Genomic DNA, 19241 nt, shown 5'->3' on the forward strand with positions numbered 1-19241 from the left:
CTCAGCCCTGGTACGGGCGGCTCGCGCGGGCGTCGCGCAGCGTGCGGCCCCACCAGGCCAGCTGGCCGACCATGCCCTTGACCGCGCCCTCGGCGACGGCGGTGTCGCGCGGTACGCCGTCCCGGCCGATCCCGGACCAGGGCCCGTGCAGGCTGACGGAGTCGCGCACGGTCACGGCGTGCAGCTCGGCGAAGACCAGCCGGAGCGCCTCGACGGCGCGCAGGCCGCCACCGATGCCGCCGTAGGAGACGAAGCCGGCCGGCTTGGCGCGCCACTCCTCGCGGTGCCAGTCGATGAGGTTCTTCAGGGCGGCCGGGTAGCTGTGGTTGTACTCGGGGGTGACGATGACGAAGGCCTCTGCGGCGGCCAGCCGCGGGCTGACCTCAGCGAGGGCGGCGGCCGCCTGCGGGTCCGGGGAGCCGCCCCAGCCGGGCATGACCAGGGGCAGGTCGACGTCGGCGAGGTCGATGAGGTCGAGGTCGAGGCCGCCGAGGGCGCTCGCTTCGCCGAGGAACCAGTCGGCGACGGCGGGGCCCTGACGGCCTTGGCGGACGCTGCCGATGATGACGGCGACGCGCAGCGGCGCGTCCTCGTCGGGGGCGTGAGCGGGGGTGGAAGCGTGGGCGGCGGGCATGGCGGGGTCCCCTCGTCGGTGGGGCGGCCGTTCGGGGCGGCCGCCTTTCCGGTAAAGTACAACGAGCGTTGTAAAAACTGCAACGGTCGTTGTACTTCCTCTGTACTTCTCGGTCGGGGTCTTGTACTTCGCTTGTACTTTTCCTGTACTTCCTGCGTGTGGAGGCGACATGAGCAGCGGAACCAGCGGAACCAGCGGACCCGCCGGACCCGCCGGACCCACCGGAACCAATGCCAGGAAGCTGGAGAAGCAGCTCGCCATCGCGAGCGCGTCCCGCGGGGTCTTCGGCCGTGAGGGCTACACCCGGGCCACGGTCGACGGGCTCGCCGCCGCCGCCGGCATCTCGACCCGCACGCTCTACAACCACTTCCCGGGCGGCAAGGCGATGCTCTTCGCCGCCGTCGTCACCTCGACCTCGGGACAGGTGCGCGACGCCCAGATCGCCCAGATCGAAGCCGCTCTGAACCCCGAACGCCCGCCCCGCCCCGAGGACCTGGAGCGCGACCTGGTCGCCTTCGCCCACCGGATCGTCGGGCTCATGACCGACTACGCCGACCACTTCGCACTCGTCCGTCACATCCGCGCCGAAGCCGACCACGTGCCGCGCGAGGTGCTGGAGGCCTGGGTGAACGCCGGCCCCGGACCGGTGTCCCGCGCGCTCGCGGACGCGATGGCGGGCCTCGAGGCCGCCGGGCTGATCGACGTGCGCGGCGACGCGATGCTGGCGGGCGCCCACTTCATGGCGCTGACCTCGCACTCCCTCTCCCACCTCTCGCACCACGAGGTCGTGCCCCTCTCCCGGGAGCGGACCGACCGGCTCATCGCGGGCGGAGTGGCCGCTTTCCTGCGGGCCTATCGGGCCGACTGAGCCGTACGCCGACTGAGCCGTACACGGTGCCGGGGCGCCCCGCCCCGCGGCCCCGCCCCCGGTCGCCCGGCAACCGCCCCGGGGCTACGTTGGACGGGTGAGCACGACACGGTTGCGCAGGGCGGCTGTGGGAGCGGCCGCAGTGGGGCTCCTGATGGTGCCCGTGGGGGCCGGTGTCGGGTACGCGGTGGACGTGCCGACACCCCCGGCGGCGAGCGGTCCGGCCGTCTCCGACGATTTTCCGCAGCTCACCCCCGCCGTGGCGCGGCAACTGGACGACGCCATCCGCAAGGTGATGGACGAGGCCAAGGTGCCCGGGGTGCAAGTGGCCCTCTCGGCGCCGGGCAAGGGGGCGTACGTACGGGCCTTCGGCGTGGCCGACAAGGCCACCGGGGCGCCCATGACCGACCGCCTCAACATGCGGATCGGCAGCGAGACCAAGACCTTCACCGTGACCGCGATGCTGAAACTGGTCGACGAGGGCAAGATCGGGCTGGACGACCCCATAGGCAAGTACGTCGACGGCGTGCCGAACGGCGACCGCATCACGCTGCGCGAACTGGCCGGCATGCGCAGCGGGCTGTTCAACTACTCCGCCGACGAGGACTTCTTCAAGGCGCTGACCAGCGATCCCCAGCGGCCCTTCACCCCTCAGGAACTGCTCGGGTACTCCTTCAAGCACCCGGTGCTCTTCGAACCGAACGCGAAGTTCGACTACTGCAACACCAACCTGATCCTGATCGGGCTCGTCGTGGAGAAGATCAGCGGGCAGACGCTCGCCGACTACATCACCGAGGAGGTCATCGAGCCCGCCGGACTGAAGAACACCCTCTTCCCGACCGGCGCCGAGTTCCCGACCCCGCACGCCCAGGGCTACACGGACCAGACGGCCTCGGGGAAGACCGAGGACGCGGCCGACTGGGACCCCTCCTGGGGCTGGGCCGCCGGAGCGATGATCTCCGACCTCACGGACCTGCGGCAGTGGGCCAAGGTGCTGGCCACCGGTGAGCTGCTCACCCCCGCGACCCAGGCCGAGCGCCTCGACGTCGTACCGGCCCTCCCGGGCACCGGTTACGGACTGGGCATATTCAACGTCCAGGGGTGGATCGGTCACAACGGCTCGCTGCCCGGCTACCAGTCGCTGACCGTCTACGACCCGCAGTCGAAGGCCACCCTGGTGGTGCTGCTCAACACCGACATCTCCGCGGAGGGGGAGGAGCCGAGCACGCTGTTCGGCCAGGCGATCACCAAGATCGTGACCCCGCAGCACGTCTTCACGCTGCCCGCCCAGCCCGTCACCGGGGACGCGGACCACTGACCATCCGACGCGCCGCCGCCCCCGCGCGCCCGCGACCTCGGCCTCACGGCGCAGGCCTTGACGGTCTCGACGAGGCCGGGGATCGTCCCCTGCCGGCCCGGCCGTAGCGTAGGGCGACGGCGCTGGATCGGGACCCTCCGCGCACAATGGAATCGGCGCGCGGGAGTGGACGAGGGAGAGCTATATGAACGGTCGGACGACGCAGGGCGAAGTCCTGGGGGCGGGAGTCACCGACAAGGGAGACAAGGTGGTCCTGCGCGAGGCGGGCGAGGCGGATCTGGACACCGCCGCCGAGCTCTTCCGCGGCTACCTGGAGTTCTACGAGGTGGAGGTCGAGGACCCGGAGCGGCCGCGCGCCTTCCTGGCGGAGCGGCTGGCGGGCGGGGATTCCTTCATCCTGCTCGCCGAGGTCCCGGGTGCGGGCACGGTCGGCTTCACACAGGTCTACCCGATGTTCTCCTCGCTGGCCATGAAGCCCGCGTGGCTGCTGGGCGACCTGTACGTGGCCCCCGCCGGCCGCCGTACGGGCGCGGGCCGCGCGCTGCTGCGCGAGGTGCTGCGCCGGGCGCGGGAGGCCGGGGTCTCGGGCGTGCAGCTGGAGACGGCGTACGACAACCTCGTCGCGCAGGGGCTGTACGAGGCGGAGGGGTTCGTCCGGGAGGAGTTCCACATGTACTTCCACGACCTCTCCGAGCAGGGTTCCGAGCAGGGTTCCGAGCCGGGTACCGAGACCGCTTCCGAACCAGTCTGAGATCGACTGAAACATTCCCGGCCCCCGTCGCGTCATTGGGGTGAGACGGACGCGAGGGGGAGCGGATGGGGTACGGACGCAGAGATGGGTTCCGTGAGTTCGCGACGGGCAGATCGGCGCACTTGTACCGGTCGGCCTGTCTGCTGACGAGCGGTGACACCCACCTCGCCGAGGATCTCGTACAGGAGACCCTCGGGCGGATGTACCTCCTCTGGGGGCGCGTCTCCCGGATAGACAATCCGGCGGCGTACGCGCAAACCGTGCTGGTGCGCGCCTTCCTGACGCACCAGCGCCGCCGGTCGGCGGGGGAGCGCCCGGTCGGGGAGTTCCCCGACGCGGGCGCACCGGCCGGCGGCGATCCCGCGCTGCGGCTGACGCTGCTGGAGGCGCTGGGGCGGCTGGCGCCGAAGGACCGGGCGGTCCTGGTGCTGCGGTACTGGGAGGACCGCAGCGTCGAGGAGACCGCCGACGCGATGAACGTCAGCTCGGCGGCGGTACGGACCCGCAGCTCGCGAGCGCTGACCCGGCTGCGGGAGCAATTGGGCGGCTCGCTCGCGGAGTTCGCGGGGCGCTGAGCCTGCGGCCTGCCCGGGTGCGGGCAGGCCCCTCTCCTTCTCTCATCCCACGATCCCTTTGGACGGAAGGTCTGATTCCGCATGCCCTTTGAAGATGAGCTCGGTGAAGCCCTCCGGCGTACGGGCGACGGCTTCACGGCCGAAGGACACGACCTCGTGGACGCCGGGGAGCGGCGCGGCCGGCGGATGCTGGCCCGTCGCCGGGGCGCCGTGGCCGGCGGCTCGGTGCTCGCCCTGGCCCTGATCGGCTCCTTCGGGGCCTACGCGAACGGGCTGCTCGGCCCGGGCGGCGGGGGCGACCGGGGACAGGCCGTGGCGGACGCGCCGGAGCCGCCCGCGCCGCGGACGCCGCCGCCGGGCTTCGACCGCGCCGGCAGCGGGGCCGTCTCCGCCGATCAGCTGGCCGGGGTGTTCAAGCAGCTGCTGCCGCAGGGCCGGCTCAGCGCCATCGAGGCGCGGGGCACGGGCGACCGGATGGGCGGCCCGATGGTGACCGGGGTCTTCGACGACGGCGACGGCAAGGGCCGCATCGGCTTCGGCCTCAGCCGGGTGGACCCGAAGGGCGAGATGGCCGACGACATGGTGAAGTGCCCCTCCAAGGCCACCTCGGGCACCGAGAGTTGCACCTCCGAGAAGCTCGAGGACGGCTCGCGGCTGCTGCTCGTCAAGGGGTACGAGTACCCCGACCGCCGCGAGGACACGAAGTGCTGGCGCGCCACGGTGGTGACCCCCCAGGGGTTCCTCGTGGACGCCCAGGAGTGGAACGCGGAGGAACAGAAGGGCGCGCCCGTATCCCGCCCGACGCCGCCGCTGACGCTCGCCCAGCTCAAGGCGCTCGTGACGTCCCCGCTCTGGCACCCCGCCCTGAACGACCTGCCGGCCGCCGGCCAGTCGCCGCAGAGGGAGCCCGCACGCCCGGGATCGAAGGCCGTGGACATCCTGAGCGAGATGCTGAGCAAGGACGGGATCCCGGTCGTCAGCCGGGACGAGGACGGGACCGACCTGGGCTACCTGGTGCTCGACGAGGGCAAGGGCAAGTCCCTGGTCAGCCTCCAGATCCAGCCGGACAGCGCCAAGCACCCGGGGATGTGGGCCGATCTGTTCACGTCCGCCGAGACGCTGCCGAACGGAACCAAGTTCCTGACCCGCAAGCAGCCGGGGGAGAAGGGCGGGGCCGGCGTGGTCTGGTGGAGCGCCGAGGCGCTGCTGCCGAACGGGACCCGGGTGATCGTGTCCGCGTTCAACGCCGAGAGCCAGTCGTCTGCGGCGACCCGCAAGGAGCCGGTGCTGACGCTGGCGCGGATGACGGAGCTCGCGACGAGCTCGAAGTGGGCCGCGGAGTACGGGCAGTAGGCGGAGCACCGCCGGCCGGCGCTGCCCCTGCCGCGTGCTTGCGCCTACTTCGCGTCGGCGTAGCACTCCACGACGGCGGTGGTGAAGGGGAAGCGGACCGGGGTCTCGCCGAAGGTGATGCGGCCGGCCAGCTCGCCCGCCTCGCGGATCGCCGCGGCCACGGCCCTCGCCTCCTCCTCGGGGCAGTGGACGATGACCTCGTCGTGCTGGAAGAAGACCAGCTCGGCCCGCATCCCCGCCTCCGCGAGGGACCGGCGCAGGGCGGCGAGCAGGAGCAGCGCCCAGTCCGCGGCGCTGCCCTGCACGACGAAGTTGCGGGTGAACCGGCCGCGCGCCCGGGCGTCGGTGGAGGCGTAGCTCGGGACCCAGCCGTCGGGGGCCTCCTCGGCCTCCTCCGGATCGGCCGCAGGCGGGCAGGTCCGGCCCAGCCAGGTGCGTACGAGCCGCCCCTCCTCGCCCGCCTTCGCGGCGTCGTCCACGTAGGCCACGGCCCGGGGGAAGCGGCGGCGCAGCGCGGCCAGGTTCTTCAGGCCGTCCCCGGACGTCTGCCCGTAGACCGCGCCGAGGACGGCGATCTTCGCCATGTCGCGGTCGCCGGAGAAGCCCTGGCGGGAGATGGAGGTGTAGAGGTCCTCGGGGCGGCCGGCCACTTCCATGAAGGCGGGGTCGCGGGAGATCGCGGCGAGCACCCGGGGCTCCATCTGGTCGGCGTCGGCCACCACGAGCCGCCAGCCGGGATCGGCGACGACCGCCCGGCGGATGACCTTGGGGATCTGCAGGGCGCCGCCGCCGTTGGTGACCCAGCGGCCGGTGTGGGTGCCGCCGGGGATGAACTCGGGGCGGAAGCGGCCGTCGTGGACCCAGTCCGCGAGCCAGGACCAGCCGTGGGCGGTGTAGATGCGGTACAGCTTCTTGAAGGCGATGAGGGGCTCCACGGCGGGGTGGTCCAGCTCCTGGATCTCCCAGCGGCGGGTGGACTTGAGCTTGATCCCGGCCTCCGCGAAGGCCTTGATGACGTCGGCGGCCAGCTCGGGCCGTACGCGCCGCCCGAACGCGGCCGAGACCTCGTCGGCCAGCTCGGCGAGCCGGCGGGGCTGGCCGCGGCCCGCGTACCGCTCGCCGAGCAGCTCGGTGAGCAGGGCCCGGTGGACGTCGGCCCGCCAGGGCAGGCCCGCGCGGTTCATCTCGGCGGCCACGAGGAAGGCCGCCGACTCGGAGGCCACGAGCAGCCGCATCCGGTCGGGGTGCGCGGTGGCCTCGAGCCGTTTCGCCTGGTCGGCGTGGACGGCGACGAGGGCGTCGAGCGGTACGGGAGCGGGCTGCGGGTCGAAGAGGGAGTGCTGGCTGCCGGGCTCCGCCGCGCGCTGCGGGGGATCGGGCGGTACGGGGGCGTTCGTCAGACGGGCCCAGGCGGCGGCCGCCGAGCGGGGTTCGCCCAGGCGGCCCTCGTGGGCGAGCAGGAGCAGCTCGGCGTCCTCGATGTCGTGGCAGCGGTCCACGCGGGCGCCGGCGGCGAGGAGCCGGGGGTAGACGGCCTGCGTGGAGCGCCAGACCCAGCGGGTGCCGGCGGGGGCGGCGCGGATCGCCTCGGCGGGGTCGGTGACCGTGACACGGGTGCCGCCCGCGGGCCCGTCGAGGGGGGCGGCGTGCCAGCGGCCGTCGCCGTCCTCGGCCAGGGCCCACCGAGGGGTGTGCTCGCTCATGAGTGCGAGTGTCCCACCGGGGTCTGACAGGGCCGCCGCGCGGCGCGCTCGCACAGGTGTGCGCGGCTGCGCGGGCGCTGAGTCCCCTGCCCGCCCTTCGCCCGTACCCCGGTCCTCAAACGCCGGACGGGCCGGATTCATCCCGGTCCGGCTGGATGCGCGATGCCCGGGTCGGGAGGGAGCTTGTGTAGGTCTCCAGGGCCGGGCGCGGGGCGCGGCCCAGGAGGGAGCGGAGGGTGCCCTGGTCCGGGGTGGCCAGGAAACCGGCGGCGATGGCGGAGTAGGTACCGACCAGCATCGGGGGCTGGAAGGGGGCCGGTCCAGGGGCGGAGAGGGCCGCGCGGGCCTCGGCGAGGGTGGCCGGGGCGTAGACGGAGTCCGTCGCGGCGGCCAGGTCGGCGCCCGACAGGGGCTGGTCACCCACGAGCTCGTACGTCCGGCCCGCGTGTGCGGCGGGGTCGAGGGCGACCCGTACCGCCACCTCCGCCAGGTCCTCGCGGGCCACCGCGGCCAGCCGGCCCCGGCCCAGCGGGGCGGTGATCCGCCCGTCGGGGCCGGGCGCGGCCAGGGCGGCCAGGAGCTCCGCGTACAGGCCGTTGCGCAGGACGGTCCGGGCGAGGGAGGGGGAGTCGGCGAGGCGGCGGTCGGTCCAGCGGTGGGCCAGTGCGTACGGAAGGTGGTCGCCGTCCTTCGTGAGGCTCGTGTAGACGACGTGGCGGACCCCGTCCCGTTCGGCCGCGGCGACGACCGCCTCGTGACGGCCGATCACCTCGTCGTCCTCCCCGTAGCCCGCCGAGATGAGGAGGAGGGTGTCCACGCCGCGGAAGTCCAGGGTCGACGGGACATCGAAGTCGACGCGGACCTGGGAGGGGCCGGTGGGGCGGCGGGTGCCGATGCGGACGTCCGGACGGTCCGCCAGCCGCTGTGCGACCAGGGAGCCGAGGCCGCCCGAAGCGCCGGTGATCAAGAGCATGAGAGGGCCTCCGAGCCATCGGGGTGCGCGTCTGAGCTGCGCGTTTCGCGTCACGCCTATCGTGTTCGATCAGTGCGCGGCGCATAAGGAGGCACATTCATGTCAGCAGGGCACACGGAAGTAACCGACCCCCGCCCCGGCCCCCGCCCCGGCCCCGGCCCCGGTCTCGCCCCCGGCCCCGTCGTCAGCTGCGACGACGACTGCGGGATCCGCGACGTCCTCGACCGGCTCGGCGACAAGTGGTCGGTCCTCGTCGTCGTCCAGCTCGCCGCCGGCGCCCTGCGCTTCAACGCCCTGCAGCGGTCCCTGGAGGGCGTCTCCCAGCGGATGCTGACCCTCACCGTCCGACGCCTGGAGCGCGACGGACTCGTCCGGCGGACCGTCCATCCGACCGTGCCGCCGCAGGTCGAGTACGAGCTGACCGCGCTCGGCCACAGCCTGACCCACCTCGTGAAGGGCCTCGCCGACTGGTCCCTCGCCCACCGCCCGCAGATCGAGGCCGCCAGGGCCGCGTGGGACGGGGAGAAGGCGGAGCAGGCGGGCATGCCAAGCTGAAGGGGTGAGAGACATCGTCGACCGGGCCTGCGAGGCCGCGCTGTACAACCAGGACGACGCCGGGCTGGACGCCGGGGCGTCGGTGCTCGTCGCCGAGGGGGACCGGTGGGGCGCGGTCGGGCAGGCGCTGCTCGCGCGCGGGGAGCAGTACGTCCGCCAGGCCTGGGAGCGCGGGTGGCGGCCCGCCGACGTGCTGCGGCTCGTACGCCGGGACCTGGAGCAGGCGCACCTGCGGATCGCCGAGGACCTGATCGCCGCCGAGGCCCGGCGGTACGCGCGGCTGCCCGAGCGGTGGACCGAGGCCGAGGTGTGGTGGGGGGACGACCCCCACTACGGAGAGCGGCTGGCCCAGCGGGAGCGCACCGACCGCTTCAGCCTGGCCGGGGCCGTCCTGGAGGTGTTCCGGCTGCTGATCCGGCTGCCGTCCATCGAGCCGGTCGGGCCGCTGCCGGGAGACCCCGCCGACGTACTCGAACACGCGCACATCGAGCCCCGCATGCTCGGCCGGATCAGGGCCCTGCTCGCGAAGGCCGAGGCGACCACCTTCCCGGAGGAGGCGGAGGCGCTCAGCGCCAAGGCGCAGGAGCTCATGGCCCGGCACACCGTGGACGCCGCCCTGCTCGCGGTGAAGTCCGGCACGGCGCAGATACCCGGCGCCTGCCGGATCGGCGTCGAGGCCCCGTACGAGGAGGCCAAGGCGGTGCTGCTCGACGCGGTGGCGAGCGCGAACCGGTGCCGGTCCGTGTGGAACAGCGCCTACGAGTTCTCCACCGTCGTCGGCTTCGAGAGCGACCTGGAGGCGGTCGAGCTGCTCCACACCTCGCTCCTCGTGCAGGGCACCGCCGCGATGACCCGCGCGGAGGCCGGGCAGCGGGCGGGCGGACGCAAGCGCACCAAGACCTTCCGGCAGTCCTTCCTCCTGGCCTACGCGAGCAGGCTGGGCCAGCGTCTGGCGGAGACGGCGGAGCACACGGTGGCCGACAGCGTGGCCGAGGCTCCCGACAACCTCCCGGCGCTCGTCGCCCGGGACGTGGCCGTCACCTCGCGGGCCGAGGAGATGTTCCCCCGGACCACCACGACCCGGCTGCGCGGAGCGACCGACCTCGCGGGCTGGGAAGACGGCACGGCGGCGGCGGACCGCGCCCACATGGCGGACGCCCGCCGAGCCTCCCTGCGGGGCTGAGGCCGGCAGCCCGGCAGCCCTGATCAGCGCTCGGTGGGGGCCGGCGCGGCGGGGTCCTCCTCGCGCAGCGCACGGGCCTCCGCCTTCAGGATGCGGGCGGACCTGCCCAGCCCGCGGGCCATCTCGGGCAGCCTCTTCGAGCCGAACAGCATCAGGCAGACGAGCACGACGATGGCGATGTGCCAGGGCTCCAGGCCGTTCCTGAGCATGCGTGCGTCCGCCTTCCGGTGGGTGCCGGCAGCCTGCCGGGACGGCGCCGGAAATCGGCCCGTCCCGGCCGATGATCGGCGCTGTCGGCCGGCGGCGCCATAGATCACGCCAAGCCTGAAGAACACCTGAAGCCCGGGCGACGCGCCCCGGCTGCCCTGCGGGGCCGTCCCCTACCCGCCCTTCGCCCGTTCCCCGGGCTCTGCCCAGACCCCGGTCCTCAAACGCCGGACGGGCTGGATGTGCCGCTGCGCGGCACAATCCAGCCTCGCCGGCGCTTGAGCCCCAGGGGGTCCGGGCAGAGCCCGGGGAACGGTGGAAGGGTGGGTAGGGGACTGTGCCCCGCGCAGCGGCGAGGGTCGCAGCGGGGACTTCGCCCCGCGCAGCGGCACGCCCCCGGGGCAGGCCCCGACGCGCAGGCCGCGCAGGCCCGGGCTCCCGGGTTCGGCCCCGGCCAGGGCTACGCTCGGAGCCATGAGCTGGGTCCGGGCGCTGAAGGACACCGCCCGGTCCGGACTGCGGGTCGAGCGGACCCGGCTGCAACCCCTCGTCGCGCTGCGCGCCGCCGTCGGCCTGGCCATCGTCATCGGCGCGGGCCTCGCCTTCCTGGGGCCCGGCTCCGCCGCCAGTTCCGCCTTCGGCGCGTACATGGCGGCCGTGGCCACGTTCCAGAAGAGCTGGCGGCCCCGGCCCGTGCTCGCGCTCGCCGCCGGGCTGACCCTGGCCGTGTCCACCTTCATCGGGTACCTCGTCGGGTCCTCGCACACCCTGGCCTTCGTGCTGCTGCTCGCCGTCTGGAGCTTCGCCGCGGGCCTGATGTGGGCGGCCGGTCCCACCGCCGGGATCATCGCCTCCGGCAACGTCGCGATCATGCTGGTCACGGTCACCCTGCCCACCTCCGTGCCGCAGGCCGCCGGGCACGCCGCGATGATCGCCGCCGGCGGGGTGGTGCAGGCCCTGCTGATCGTCCTCTTCCCCATCCGGCGGTGGGGTGCCCAGCGCGACGCGCTCGCCGACGCCCTCGCCGCCGAGGCCGACTACGCGCGCCGTCTGCGCCAGGACCCGGTCGCCTCCTTCGACCCGCAGCCGCTGATGCGGGCGCGCGACGCCGCGACGGTGACGGTGCGCCAGGCCCGCCGCCGCCCCGCCGAGCTGCACGGCGCGCGGGGGCTCGCGGAGCGGATCCGGCCGGTGCTGGCCCTGCTGGCCGACCCGGCCGTCGGGGCCCCGGCCGAGGGGCCGGCGCGGGACCGGGCGCGGGAACTGCTCGCCGCGGCCGGGTCGGTGCTGGACGCCGCCGCGTCGGCGATCCGGCGCGGCGAGGCCGTACGGCTGCCCGGGCCGGCCCTCGCGGTGCTCAAGGACCCCGGCACCGCCGACCTGCTCCAGGGCCCCGCGCTGCGCGCGGCGCGCAGGCTGGCCGCCCTGCTGGACGACGTACTCGACACCGCCGAGCCGGGCTCCGGGCGCACCGCCGATCCCGGGGAGGCGATGCTGCGGCCCACCCTGCCGGCGCTCGCGCCGATGGTGCTGGCCGCCGTACGGGCCGAGCTGCGCCCGGGGTCGCCGATCCTGCGGCACGCCGTGCGGGTCACCGCCGTGGCCTGCGCGGGCTACGGCATCGGCCACGTGCTGCCCTTCGGCCACGCCTACTGGGCCCCGATGGCCTCCGTCATGGTCATGCGGCCCGATTTCACACAGACCTACACCCGCGCCGTCGCCCGCTTCGGCGGCACCCTGGTCGGGGTCGCCCTCGCGACCGCCGTGGTCCAGCTCGCGCACCCGGGGATGTACGTGTCCGGGCTGCTCGCCGTCGTCAGCGCGGGCCTGATGTACACCTTCATGCGCACCGGGTACGCCGTCGCGATGGTCTTCGTCTCCGCCTACGTGGTCTTCCTGCTCGGCATGGGCGGCCTGCGCTGGGACCAGACCGTGCCGGACCGCGTCGCCCTCACCCTGGTCGGCGGGGTCCTCGCGATGATCTCCTACGCCGTCTACCCGGCCTGGGAGACCCCGCGACTGCGGACCCGGCTGGCGGACTGGGTGGCGGCGAACGGGCGGTACGCGGCAGCCGTGCTCGGGCAGTACGCCGACCCGGCCGGAGCCCGGCGGGAGGACGTACGGGGCGCCCTGCTGGAGGTGCGCGACGCCCGGGTCGCCTGGCAGGAGGCGGTGGACCGGGCCTCGGGCGAGCCGGTGCGCCACCGCGGGATCTCCCGGGCGGCCGCCGAGGACGCGGGCCGGGCCCTGGCCGCGATGGGCCGCCACGCGATGCTGCTGGAGGCGCACTTCCCGGACCGGTCCCGGCCCCCGGTCCCGGGCGCGGCCGAGCTGGCCCGGGCGCTGCGCGCGGGGACGGAGGCGGGTGCGAAGGCGGTACGGGAGCGCCGGGTGCCCGACTGGGAGGGGGTCCGCGCGGCCCTGGCCGACGGGGGCACCCCCGACCCGGGCGTGCTGCGCGGGGCGGCGCGGCAGCTGCTGGACTCCCTCGAGGAGGTCTCCGACGCCCTGCGGACCCCACCCCGGACCCCACCCAGGACCCCGTCCCGCCCCGAGTCCGGGGAAGGTCGTCACCCTTAGTGGTGCCGTGCCCTCCGTTCGTGCACGTGCATCTGCCCATGCAGGCGTTCATGAACACAGCTATGATCCGGTGCAGTTGACATCTGCACTATCGGGGGCTTCCTGTGGACCACGCGTACAACGGGATGGCAGCTGCAGAGCTTGACGGGGTGACCTGGCAGAAGAGCAGACACAGCAACTCGCAAGGTTCCTGTGTGGAGTTCGCGAAACTGCCCGGAGGCGACGTTGCCATGCGCAACTCGCGGTTTCCGGACGGACCGGCACTCGTGTACACGCCGGCCGAGATAGAAGCGCTGCTGCTGGGTGTCAAGGACGGCGAGTTCGACCACCTGATCAGCTGAAGACCGGCGGAAGAGCAGCCGAAGATCAGCCATGCACGTGCAGCGGCCGGGATTGATCGCCATGATCAATCCCGGCCGCTTGTCGTCCATGTGGTGATGGTGCGGTGGCCGTGCGGGGGTCGTGCGGTGATTCAGTCCTGGAGCGTGAACAGCGCCCAGACCACCTTGCCGGTCAGCCGCCCCGCGAGCGGATGCCAGCCCCAGCTGTCGCTGTAGGAGTCGACGAGGAAGAGCCCGCGCCCCGACTCCAGGTCGCAGTTGCGCTCCGTCGCCTCCGGCGCGAAGCTCCCGCCGGGCCGGTCCTCGCTGGGGTCCCGCACCGCGCACACGAGCCGGGTGCTCCACCGCATCAGGTGCAGGCGCACCGGCGGCACGCTCTCGCCCGCGGCCGGCCGGGAGTCGTCCGGGAGGGCATGGCGCAGCGCGTTGGTGACGAGTTCGGAGACGACCAGTGCCACGTCGTCGAACCGGTCGTCGAGGCCCCACTGGGCAAGGGTGGAACGCGTGAAGGTGCGTGCACCGCGCACCGCTTCGAAGCGGGCGGGCAGGGCGCAGGACGCGGACCCGGAGACAGCCGTGGGGTCGACCGGGGGAAGCCCCTGCCGTAACGGCTCGAGCATGGTCGATCCATTCGTCCCCATGCGAGGCACTCCCGGGATTCGAAAGAACTGCGGGGCACGCAGGTGCGCGGGACCATGGTTCCGAATGGCGGAGCCGGATGCAAGGGCAGATGCACGTGCACGCGCCGGACCTGTCCGACCCCGTGACGGTTCTTGCCCATTTCTTCCTACGCATACTTACGGACTTCTTTTACGGCGAGGCCAAATCCGTTACAGAACGAGTACGGGCGGATGCGTTTTGGTGGCAGACTGCGGGCTTTGAGGGGCACGGGGGCCCCTGCGACGCAGCCTGACGCAGCCACGCACGCGTTCGGCGTACGTATCCATCCACGGCATGGGGAGGGGCAGGACTCGTGACCGCAGAAGCCAGTGGTTCTGTGGTGCGCCGCATCCTCCTGGGCTCCCAGCTCAGGCGACTCCGAGAATCCCGCGGCATCACCCGTGAGGCGGCCGGTTACTCGATCCGCGCATCCGAATCGAAGATCAGCCGCTTGGAGTTGGGAAGGGTGAGCTTCAAGGCCAGAGACGTAGAGGACCTCCTCACGCTCTACGGAGTCACGGACGGCGCGGAGCGGGAGTCCCTCCTGGGGCTGGTCCGCGAGGCCAACGTGGCCGGCTGGTGGCACAGCTACGGCGATGTCCTGCCGGGCTGGTTCCAGACGTACGTGGGTCTGGAAGGCGCCGCCTCCCTCATCCGCATCTACGAAGTCCAGTTCGTGCACGGTCTGTTGCAGACCGAGGCCTACGCCCAGGCCGTGGTCAGCCGCGGCATGCCCGGCGCCGGCCGCGCCGAGATCGACCGCCGGGTCGCGCTGCGCCTGGAGCGCCAGAAGGTACTGGTCTCCGAGAACGCCCCCGTCTTCCACGCCGTCCTCGACGAGGCCGCGCTGCGCCGCCCGTACGGCGACCGGGACGTGATGCGCGGTCAGCTGGAGCACCTCATCGAGATCTCGCAGCGGCCGAACGTGCACCTCCAGGTCATGCCCTTCTCCTTCGGCGGTCACGCCGGCGAGAGCGGCGCCTTCACCCTGCTGCGCTTCCCCGAGTCCGACCTCCAGGACGTCGTCTATCTGGAACAGCTCACCAGCGCCCTCTACCTCGACAAAGACGAGGAAGTGAGGCAGTACGAGCGGGCGATGCTGCGCCTCCAGAGCGACTGCCCGGACCCCGACAAGACCCGGGATCTCCTGCGTGGTCTGCTCCAACTGTCTTGATTCGCACGTACTATGACGCCTGATCAGGCCGTGATAATCAGAGCGTGACGATGACCCGGATGACCCCCGGGTCTCCGGTGCAGCGCAAGGAAGCGCGTTCGACGTAAGGGATGGCATGTCCATATTCGAGGACCTGGCTCACCAGTACATCGACGGCGAATGGCTGGCCGGAACCGGGTCGTGGGACATCATCGACGTCAATCCGTACAACGGGGAGAAGCTCGCGGCCATCACCGTGGCCACCGTCGAGCAGGTCGACCAGGCCTACCGGGCGGCCGAGCGGGCCCAGAAGGACTGGGCCGCCACCAGCCCCTACACCAGACGAGCCGTCCTGGAACGCGCCCTGCGGATCACCGAGGAGCGCGAGAAGGAGATCGTCGAGGCGATGATCGACGAGCTCGGCGGGACCCGCCCCAAGGCGGAGTACGAGGTCCACCTCGCCAAGGAGTTCATCCGCGAGGCCATGCAGCTGGCCGTCCGCCCCGAGGGCCGCATCCTGCCCTCGCCGGTCGAGGGCAAGGAGAACCGGGTCCAGCGCCTGCCCGTCGGGGTCGTCGCCGTGATCAGCCCCTTCAACTTCCCCTTCCTGGTCACCCTGAAGTCGGTCGCCCCGGCCCTGGCGCTGGGCAACGCCGTGGTCATCAAGCCGAACCAGAACGCGCCCGTCGTCGGCGGCGGGGTCATCGCCAAGATCTTCGAGGAGGCGGGCCTCCCGGCCGGCCTGCTCAACGTCCTGGTCACCGACATAGCCGAAATAGGCGACGCCCTCCTGACCCACCCCGTCCCCAAGGTCATCTCCTTCGCCGGCTCCGACCGGGTCGGCCGGCACGTCGGCGCGGTCGCCGCCCGCCACTTCAAGCGGACCGTCCTGGAACTGAGCGGCAACAGCGCGCTGGTCGTCCTCGACGACGCCGACCTCGACTACGCGGTGGACGCGGCCGTCTTCAGCCGCTTCGTCTACCAGGGCCAGGTCTGCATGGCCGCCAACCGGATCCTGGTCGACGCCTCCGTGGCCGAGGAGTTCACGGAGAAGTTCACCACCCGCGTGCGCGCCCTGGTCACCGGCGACCCGCACGACGCCGACACCCACATCGGCCCCCTGATCAACTCCTTCCAGGCCGACGCCCTCACCGCGCTCGTCGACCGCGCCGTCGACTCCGGCGCGCAGGCGCTCGTACGGGGCTCTACGCGCGGCAACCTGGTCGAGCCGACCGTGCTCGCCGGGCTCCCGGAAGACTCCCCGCTGCTCGGCCAGGAGATCTTCGGCCCCGTCGCCCTCCTCGTCGTCTTCGACGGCGAGGACGAGGCGGTCCGCCTCACCAACGCGACCCCGTACGGACTCAGCGGCGCCGTCCACACCCGGGACGTGGAGCGCGGGGTCCGCTTCGCGCAGCGCATCGAGACCGGCATGATCCACGTCAACGACTCCACCATCGGCGACGAGCCGCTCGCGGCGTTCGGCGGGGAGAAGGCCTCAGGCATGGGCCGCCTCAACGGCGAGGCCACCATCGAGGCCTTCACCACCCAGAAATGGATCTCGGTCCAGCACGGCCGGACGCAGTTCCCGTTCTAGCTCCGCGGGGGATCTAGACTCGGACGGGTCAGGCGAGGACCAGTCCGGGGGAGAGCCGAGTTGAGCAACATACCGGAGACCGGGCGCACACCCCGGGTCCAGAACCGGCTCGTCATGATCCAGATCGTGGTGTTCTCGCTGCTGCTGACCCTCGGCGGGCGCCTGTGGTACCTGCAGATACGCAACGGCCAGGAGTACACGGACGAGGCGAAGAACAACCACACCCAGCAGGTGGTCCAGCCCGCCGTGCGCGGCTCGATCCTCGATTCCCGCGGGATCCCGCTCGCCGACAACGAGACCCGCATGGTGGTCTCCGCCAGCCGCACCGAACTCTCCAAGATGAAGGACCGCGGCAAGGGCGTCCTCACCGAGCTCGCCGGGGTACTGGGCCTCGACCCCGAGGCCGTGGTCGACGGCGTCCGGCTGTGCGACGCCAAGACCCCCAAGCCCTGCTGGAACGGCTCCCCGTACCAGCCGATCCCCATCACCGACGAGGCGACGACCGACCAGGTCCTGGAGATACGGGAGCACGCCGAGCAGTTCCCCGGCATCACCGCCGAGCCCACCGCCCTGCGCCGCTACGCCGGCCCCGACGGCGCCAACACCTCCCAGGTGCTCGGCTACCTCTCCCCGGTGACCGACGAGGAGATCACCAAGGCCAAGGGCTCCGACTCCCCGTACCTGCGCTCCGACCAGGTGGGCCGCAGCGGCCTGGAGCGCACTTACGACAAGGACCTGCGCGGCAAGGCGGGCATCACCCGCTACGAGGTGGACAACCTCGGCCGGATCATCGGCGAGGGCACGAGCGACAAGCCGCAGGCGGGCGCCAACATCGTGACCTCGATCGACTCGCGCGTGCAGGCCGTGGCCGAGCGCGAGCTGAACAACGCGATGATCGAGGCCCGCAAGGGCATCGACAAGAACAACACGGGCCGCCACTACGAGGCCGACTCGGGCGCCGTCGTGGTCATGGAGGCCAAGACCGGCCGGGTCGTCGCGATGGCGTCCAACCCGACCTACGACCCGAACGCCTGGGTCGGCGGGATCTCCGCGAAGGACTACGCCTCCCTCACCGACAAGGCATCGAACTACCCGCTGCTGAACCGCGCCATCCAGGGCCAGGCGGCCCCCGGCTCGATCTTCAAGGTGGTCTCCTCGACGGCCGCGGTCAACGCCGGCTACCCCTTCAACAGGCTCTACGGCTGCCCGAGCTCCTACTCGGTCGGCAGCCAGGTCTTCACCAACTTCGAGTCCCAGGGCTACGGCGACATCACCATCGGCAAGGCCCTGGAAGTCTCCTGCGACACCGTCTACTACGCCATCGCCGACAAGGAGTGGAAGAAGGACGGCGGCATCAAGCCCAAGGCCAAGCCCGGCGACTGGTTCTTCAAGACCGCCCACGAGTTCGGGCTCGGCAAGCGCACCGGCATCGACCTGCCCAGCGAGGTCCCGGGCCGGGTCCCCGACCGCCAGTGGAAGAAGGACTTCTTCGAGGCGAACAAGTCCGCCTGGTGCCGCGACGGCAAGAAGAACGGCTCGTACGCCGAGAAGATCGCCTACGAGAACTGCCGCCAGGGCAACCAGCTCCGCGAGGGCGACGCGATCAACTACTCCATCGGCCAGGGCGACACCCTCGTCACCCCGATCCAGATGGCCTCCGTCTACGCCGCCATCGCCAACGGCGGCACCCTGCACCAGCCCAGCATCGGCAAGGCCGTGGTCAGCGCCGACGGCACCTCGGTGAAGGAGATCGCCCCGAAGGAACAGGGCAAGCTCCCGATGAACGCCAAGCTGCGCAAGGACATCGACGGGGCCCTCGCCGACGTCGCCACCACCGGCAGCGCGGCCTGGCGGTTCGGCGGCTGGCCGCAGAAGCAGATCCCGATGCACGCGAAGACCGGTACGGCCGAGGTCCAGGGCAAGCAGACCACCTCGTGGTTCGCCTCCTACACCGAGGACTACGCGATCGTCATGACCATCTCCCAGGGCGGCACCGGCTCCGGAGCCTCGGGACCGGCCGTCCGCAAGATCTACGAGGCGATGTACGGCCTGGACGAGAAGGGTGCCCAGGACCTGAAGAAGGCCCTGCTCCCCAAGCCGCAGACCGAACTCCCCCCGGTCCGGCAGGAAAACCAGTGATTCAAGTGATTGGCGCGATTGCGGACAGGAACTGACCGCAAGGGTTCGTAGTGTGGTTCTTGTCAGCAGGAGCCACACCACGAAGGCGGTAGGTCAGCATGGTCACTCACGTCCCGGCGGAGTCGTACGGTGACGAGCGCGGCGCGCTCCTGAGCTTCGTCGAGGCCCAGCGCGGGGCCCTGCGCCGCTCGGTCCTCGGCCTGAGCCCGGAGCAGGCCGCGAGCCGGCCCAGCGCGAGCGAGCTGTCCCTGGGCGGCCTGCTCAAGCACGTGGCCGAGTGCGAGCTGAACTGGCTGCGCATGGCGCAGCAGCGGGTCAACGAGAAGGAGCGGACCCAGGAGACCTGGGGCGACAGCTTCAAGCTCCTTGACGGCGAGTCGGTCGAGGAGATCCTCGCCTTCTGGGACGGGGTCTCGGCGGAGCTCGCGGAGTTCATCGCGTCCGTCCCGAGCATGGACGACACCTTCCCGCTGCCCCCGGCGCCCTGGTTCCCCAAGGACGGCAAGGTCTCGATGCGCTGGCTGCTCCTGCACCTGGTCGAGGAGGACGCCCGGCACGCCGGCCACGCGGACGTCATCCGCGAGTCCCTCGACGGCAAGACCGCCTTCGAGCTGGTGGCCCTGGCCTCCGGCCAGACCTGGCACGCGGGCTGAC

The 19241-nt window shown here is 72.2% G+C and carries 17 protein-coding genes and 1 pseudogene; 13 read left to right on the forward strand and 5 right to left on the reverse strand.

The features are described 5' to 3' along the window. Nucleotide 1 precedes the first annotated feature (1 nt). Nucleotides 2-634, reverse strand: coding sequence for an NADPH-dependent FMN reductase (locus OG247_RS24345; RefSeq protein WP_327254253.1), 633 nt, complete (start codon nucleotides 632-634; stop codon nucleotides 2-4). A 169-nt stretch (nucleotides 635-803) separates the two neighbouring features. Between OG247_RS24345 and OG247_RS24350 the strand changes: the two genes are divergently transcribed. The 5 genes from OG247_RS24350 to OG247_RS24370 all read left to right on the forward strand — a co-directional run bounded on the left by OG247_RS24350 (nucleotide 804) and on the right by OG247_RS24370 (nucleotide 5499). Next, nucleotides 804-1502, forward strand: a complete 699-nt coding sequence (locus OG247_RS24350; protein WP_327254254.1) for a TetR/AcrR family transcriptional regulator — start codon at nucleotides 804-806, stop codon at nucleotides 1500-1502. Nucleotides 1503-1656: 154 nt separating this feature from the next. Further along, nucleotides 1657-2820: a serine hydrolase domain-containing protein gene (locus tag OG247_RS24355; RefSeq protein ID WP_327257598.1), complete on the forward strand. Its 1164-nt coding sequence runs from the start codon at nucleotides 1657-1659 to the stop codon at nucleotides 2818-2820. Between the two features lie 184 nt (nucleotides 2821-3004). After that, nucleotides 3005-3571, forward strand: a complete 567-nt coding sequence (locus OG247_RS24360; RefSeq protein WP_327254255.1) for a GNAT family N-acetyltransferase — start codon at nucleotides 3005-3007, stop codon at nucleotides 3569-3571. Between the two features lie 65 nt (nucleotides 3572-3636). Then, nucleotides 3637-4146, forward strand: coding sequence for a SigE family RNA polymerase sigma factor (locus OG247_RS24365; RefSeq protein WP_327254256.1), 510 nt, complete (start codon nucleotides 3637-3639; stop codon nucleotides 4144-4146). Between the two features lie 81 nt (nucleotides 4147-4227). Continuing rightward, a complete protein-coding gene (locus tag OG247_RS24370; RefSeq protein WP_327254257.1) occupies nucleotides 4228-5499 on the forward strand; it encodes a hypothetical protein in 1272 nt (423 codons plus the stop codon). Between the two features lie 44 nt (nucleotides 5500-5543). Here OG247_RS24370 and OG247_RS24375 read toward each other — a convergent pair whose 3' ends face one another. Both OG247_RS24375 and OG247_RS24380 read right to left on the reverse strand, forming a co-directional pair. Further along, entirely contained in the window at nucleotides 5544-7202 is a 1659-nt protein-coding gene (locus OG247_RS24375) for a bifunctional 3'-5' exonuclease/DNA polymerase (RefSeq protein WP_327254258.1), read from the reverse strand. A 115-nt stretch (nucleotides 7203-7317) separates the two neighbouring features. Continuing rightward, complete coding sequence (locus tag OG247_RS24380) at nucleotides 7318-8175, reverse strand: NAD(P)H-binding protein (protein ID WP_327254259.1); 858 nt, start codon at nucleotides 8173-8175, stop codon at nucleotides 7318-7320. A 99-nt stretch (nucleotides 8176-8274) separates the two neighbouring features. Between OG247_RS24380 and OG247_RS24385 the strand changes: the two genes are divergently transcribed. Together OG247_RS24385 and OG247_RS24390 are read left to right on the forward strand one after the other, a co-directional pair. Then, nucleotides 8275-8730, forward strand: coding sequence for a winged helix-turn-helix transcriptional regulator (locus tag OG247_RS24385; RefSeq protein WP_327254260.1), 456 nt, complete (start codon nucleotides 8275-8277; stop codon nucleotides 8728-8730). A gap of 4 nt (nucleotides 8731-8734) precedes the next feature. Then, nucleotides 8735-9913, forward strand: coding sequence for a DUF2786 domain-containing protein (locus OG247_RS24390; protein WP_327254261.1), 1179 nt, complete (start codon nucleotides 8735-8737; stop codon nucleotides 9911-9913). Nucleotides 9914-9936: 23 nt separating this feature from the next. On the opposite strand, the gene tatA is transcribed toward OG247_RS24390, so the two are convergent. After that, nucleotides 9937-10122, reverse strand: a complete 186-nt coding sequence (tatA, locus tag OG247_RS24395) for a Sec-independent protein translocase subunit TatA (RefSeq protein ID WP_327254262.1) — start codon at nucleotides 10120-10122, stop codon at nucleotides 9937-9939. A gap of 472 nt (nucleotides 10123-10594) precedes the next feature. Between tatA and OG247_RS24400 the strand changes: the two genes are divergently transcribed. Together OG247_RS24400 and OG247_RS24405 are read left to right on the forward strand one after the other, a co-directional pair. After that, nucleotides 10595-12700, forward strand: coding sequence for an FUSC family protein (locus OG247_RS24400; RefSeq protein WP_327254263.1), 2106 nt, complete (start codon nucleotides 10595-10597; stop codon nucleotides 12698-12700). A gap of 104 nt (nucleotides 12701-12804) precedes the next feature. Beyond that, nucleotides 12805-13041 (forward strand): DUF397 domain-containing protein, encoded by a 237-nt coding sequence (locus OG247_RS24405; protein ID WP_112450436.1) that lies wholly within the window; start codon nucleotides 12805-12807, stop codon nucleotides 13039-13041. 131 nt (nucleotides 13042-13172) lie between these two features. Here OG247_RS24405 and OG247_RS24410 read toward each other — a convergent pair whose 3' ends face one another. Further along, nucleotides 13173-13661, reverse strand: coding sequence for an ATP-binding protein (locus tag OG247_RS24410; RefSeq protein WP_442813384.1), 489 nt, complete (start codon nucleotides 13659-13661; stop codon nucleotides 13173-13175). Between the two features lie 353 nt (nucleotides 13662-14014). Here OG247_RS24410 and OG247_RS24415 point away from each other — a divergent pair, with 353 nt between their 5' ends. The 4 genes and pseudogenes from OG247_RS24415 to OG247_RS24430 all read left to right on the forward strand — a co-directional run bounded on the left by OG247_RS24415 (nucleotide 14015) and on the right by OG247_RS24430 (nucleotide 19240). Next, nucleotides 14015-14875, forward strand: a complete 861-nt coding sequence (locus OG247_RS24415) for a helix-turn-helix domain-containing protein (protein ID WP_442813385.1) — start codon at nucleotides 14015-14017, stop codon at nucleotides 14873-14875. Between the two features lie 115 nt (nucleotides 14876-14990). After that, nucleotides 14991-16448: an aldehyde dehydrogenase family protein gene (locus OG247_RS24420; RefSeq protein ID WP_327254265.1), complete on the forward strand. Its 1458-nt coding sequence runs from the start codon at nucleotides 14991-14993 to the stop codon at nucleotides 16446-16448. A 60-nt stretch (nucleotides 16449-16508) separates the two neighbouring features. Continuing rightward, nucleotides 16509-18578, forward strand: a pseudogene (gene mrdA / locus OG247_RS24425) (penicillin-binding protein 2); the annotation flags it as partial. Between the two features lie 107 nt (nucleotides 18579-18685). After that, entirely contained in the window at nucleotides 18686-19240 is a 555-nt protein-coding gene (locus tag OG247_RS24430) for a DinB family protein (protein WP_327254266.1), read from the forward strand. Nucleotide 19241 lies beyond the last annotated feature (1 nt).

It is taken from the genome of Streptomyces sp. NBC_01244, from assembly GCF_035987325.1.
GTDB lineage: Bacteria > Actinomycetota > Actinomycetes > Streptomycetales > Streptomycetaceae > Streptomyces.

Bases quoted from the DNA above. Each gene is read 5' to 3' on its own strand.
- OG247_RS24345 (WP_327254253.1), bottom strand. From the start codon at position 634: ATGCCCGCCGCCCACGCTTCCACCCCCGCTCACGCCCCCGACGAGGAC.
- OG247_RS24350 (WP_327254254.1), top strand. From the start codon at position 804: ATGAGCAGCGGAACCAGCGGAACCAGCGGACCCGCCGGACCCGCCGGA.
- OG247_RS24355 (WP_327257598.1), top strand. From the start codon at position 1,657: ATGGTGCCCGTGGGGGCCGGTGTCGGGTACGCGGTGGACGTGCCGACA.
- OG247_RS24360 (WP_327254255.1), top strand. From the start codon at position 3,005: ATGAACGGTCGGACGACGCAGGGCGAAGTCCTGGGGGCGGGAGTCACC.
- OG247_RS24365 (WP_327254256.1), top strand. From the start codon at position 3,637: ATGGGGTACGGACGCAGAGATGGGTTCCGTGAGTTCGCGACGGGCAGA.
- OG247_RS24370 (WP_327254257.1), top strand. From the start codon at position 4,228: ATGCCCTTTGAAGATGAGCTCGGTGAAGCCCTCCGGCGTACGGGCGAC.
- OG247_RS24375 (WP_327254258.1), bottom strand. From the start codon at position 7,202: ATGAGCGAGCACACCCCTCGGTGGGCCCTGGCCGAGGACGGCGACGGC.
- OG247_RS24380 (WP_327254259.1), bottom strand. From the start codon at position 8,175: ATGCTCTTGATCACCGGCGCTTCGGGCGGCCTCGGCTCCCTGGTCGCA.
- OG247_RS24385 (WP_327254260.1), top strand. From the start codon at position 8,275: ATGTCAGCAGGGCACACGGAAGTAACCGACCCCCGCCCCGGCCCCCGC.
- tatA (WP_327254262.1), bottom strand. From the start codon at position 10,122: ATGCTCAGGAACGGCCTGGAGCCCTGGCACATCGCCATCGTCGTGCTC.
- OG247_RS24400 (WP_327254263.1), top strand. From the start codon at position 10,595: ATGAGCTGGGTCCGGGCGCTGAAGGACACCGCCCGGTCCGGACTGCGG.
- OG247_RS24410 (WP_442813384.1), bottom strand. From the start codon at position 13,661: ATGCTCGAGCCGTTACGGCAGGGGCTTCCCCCGGTCGACCCCACGGCT.
- OG247_RS24420 (WP_327254265.1), top strand. From the start codon at position 14,991: ATGTCCATATTCGAGGACCTGGCTCACCAGTACATCGACGGCGAATGG.
- OG247_RS24430 (WP_327254266.1), top strand. From the start codon at position 18,686: ATGGTCACTCACGTCCCGGCGGAGTCGTACGGTGACGAGCGCGGCGCG.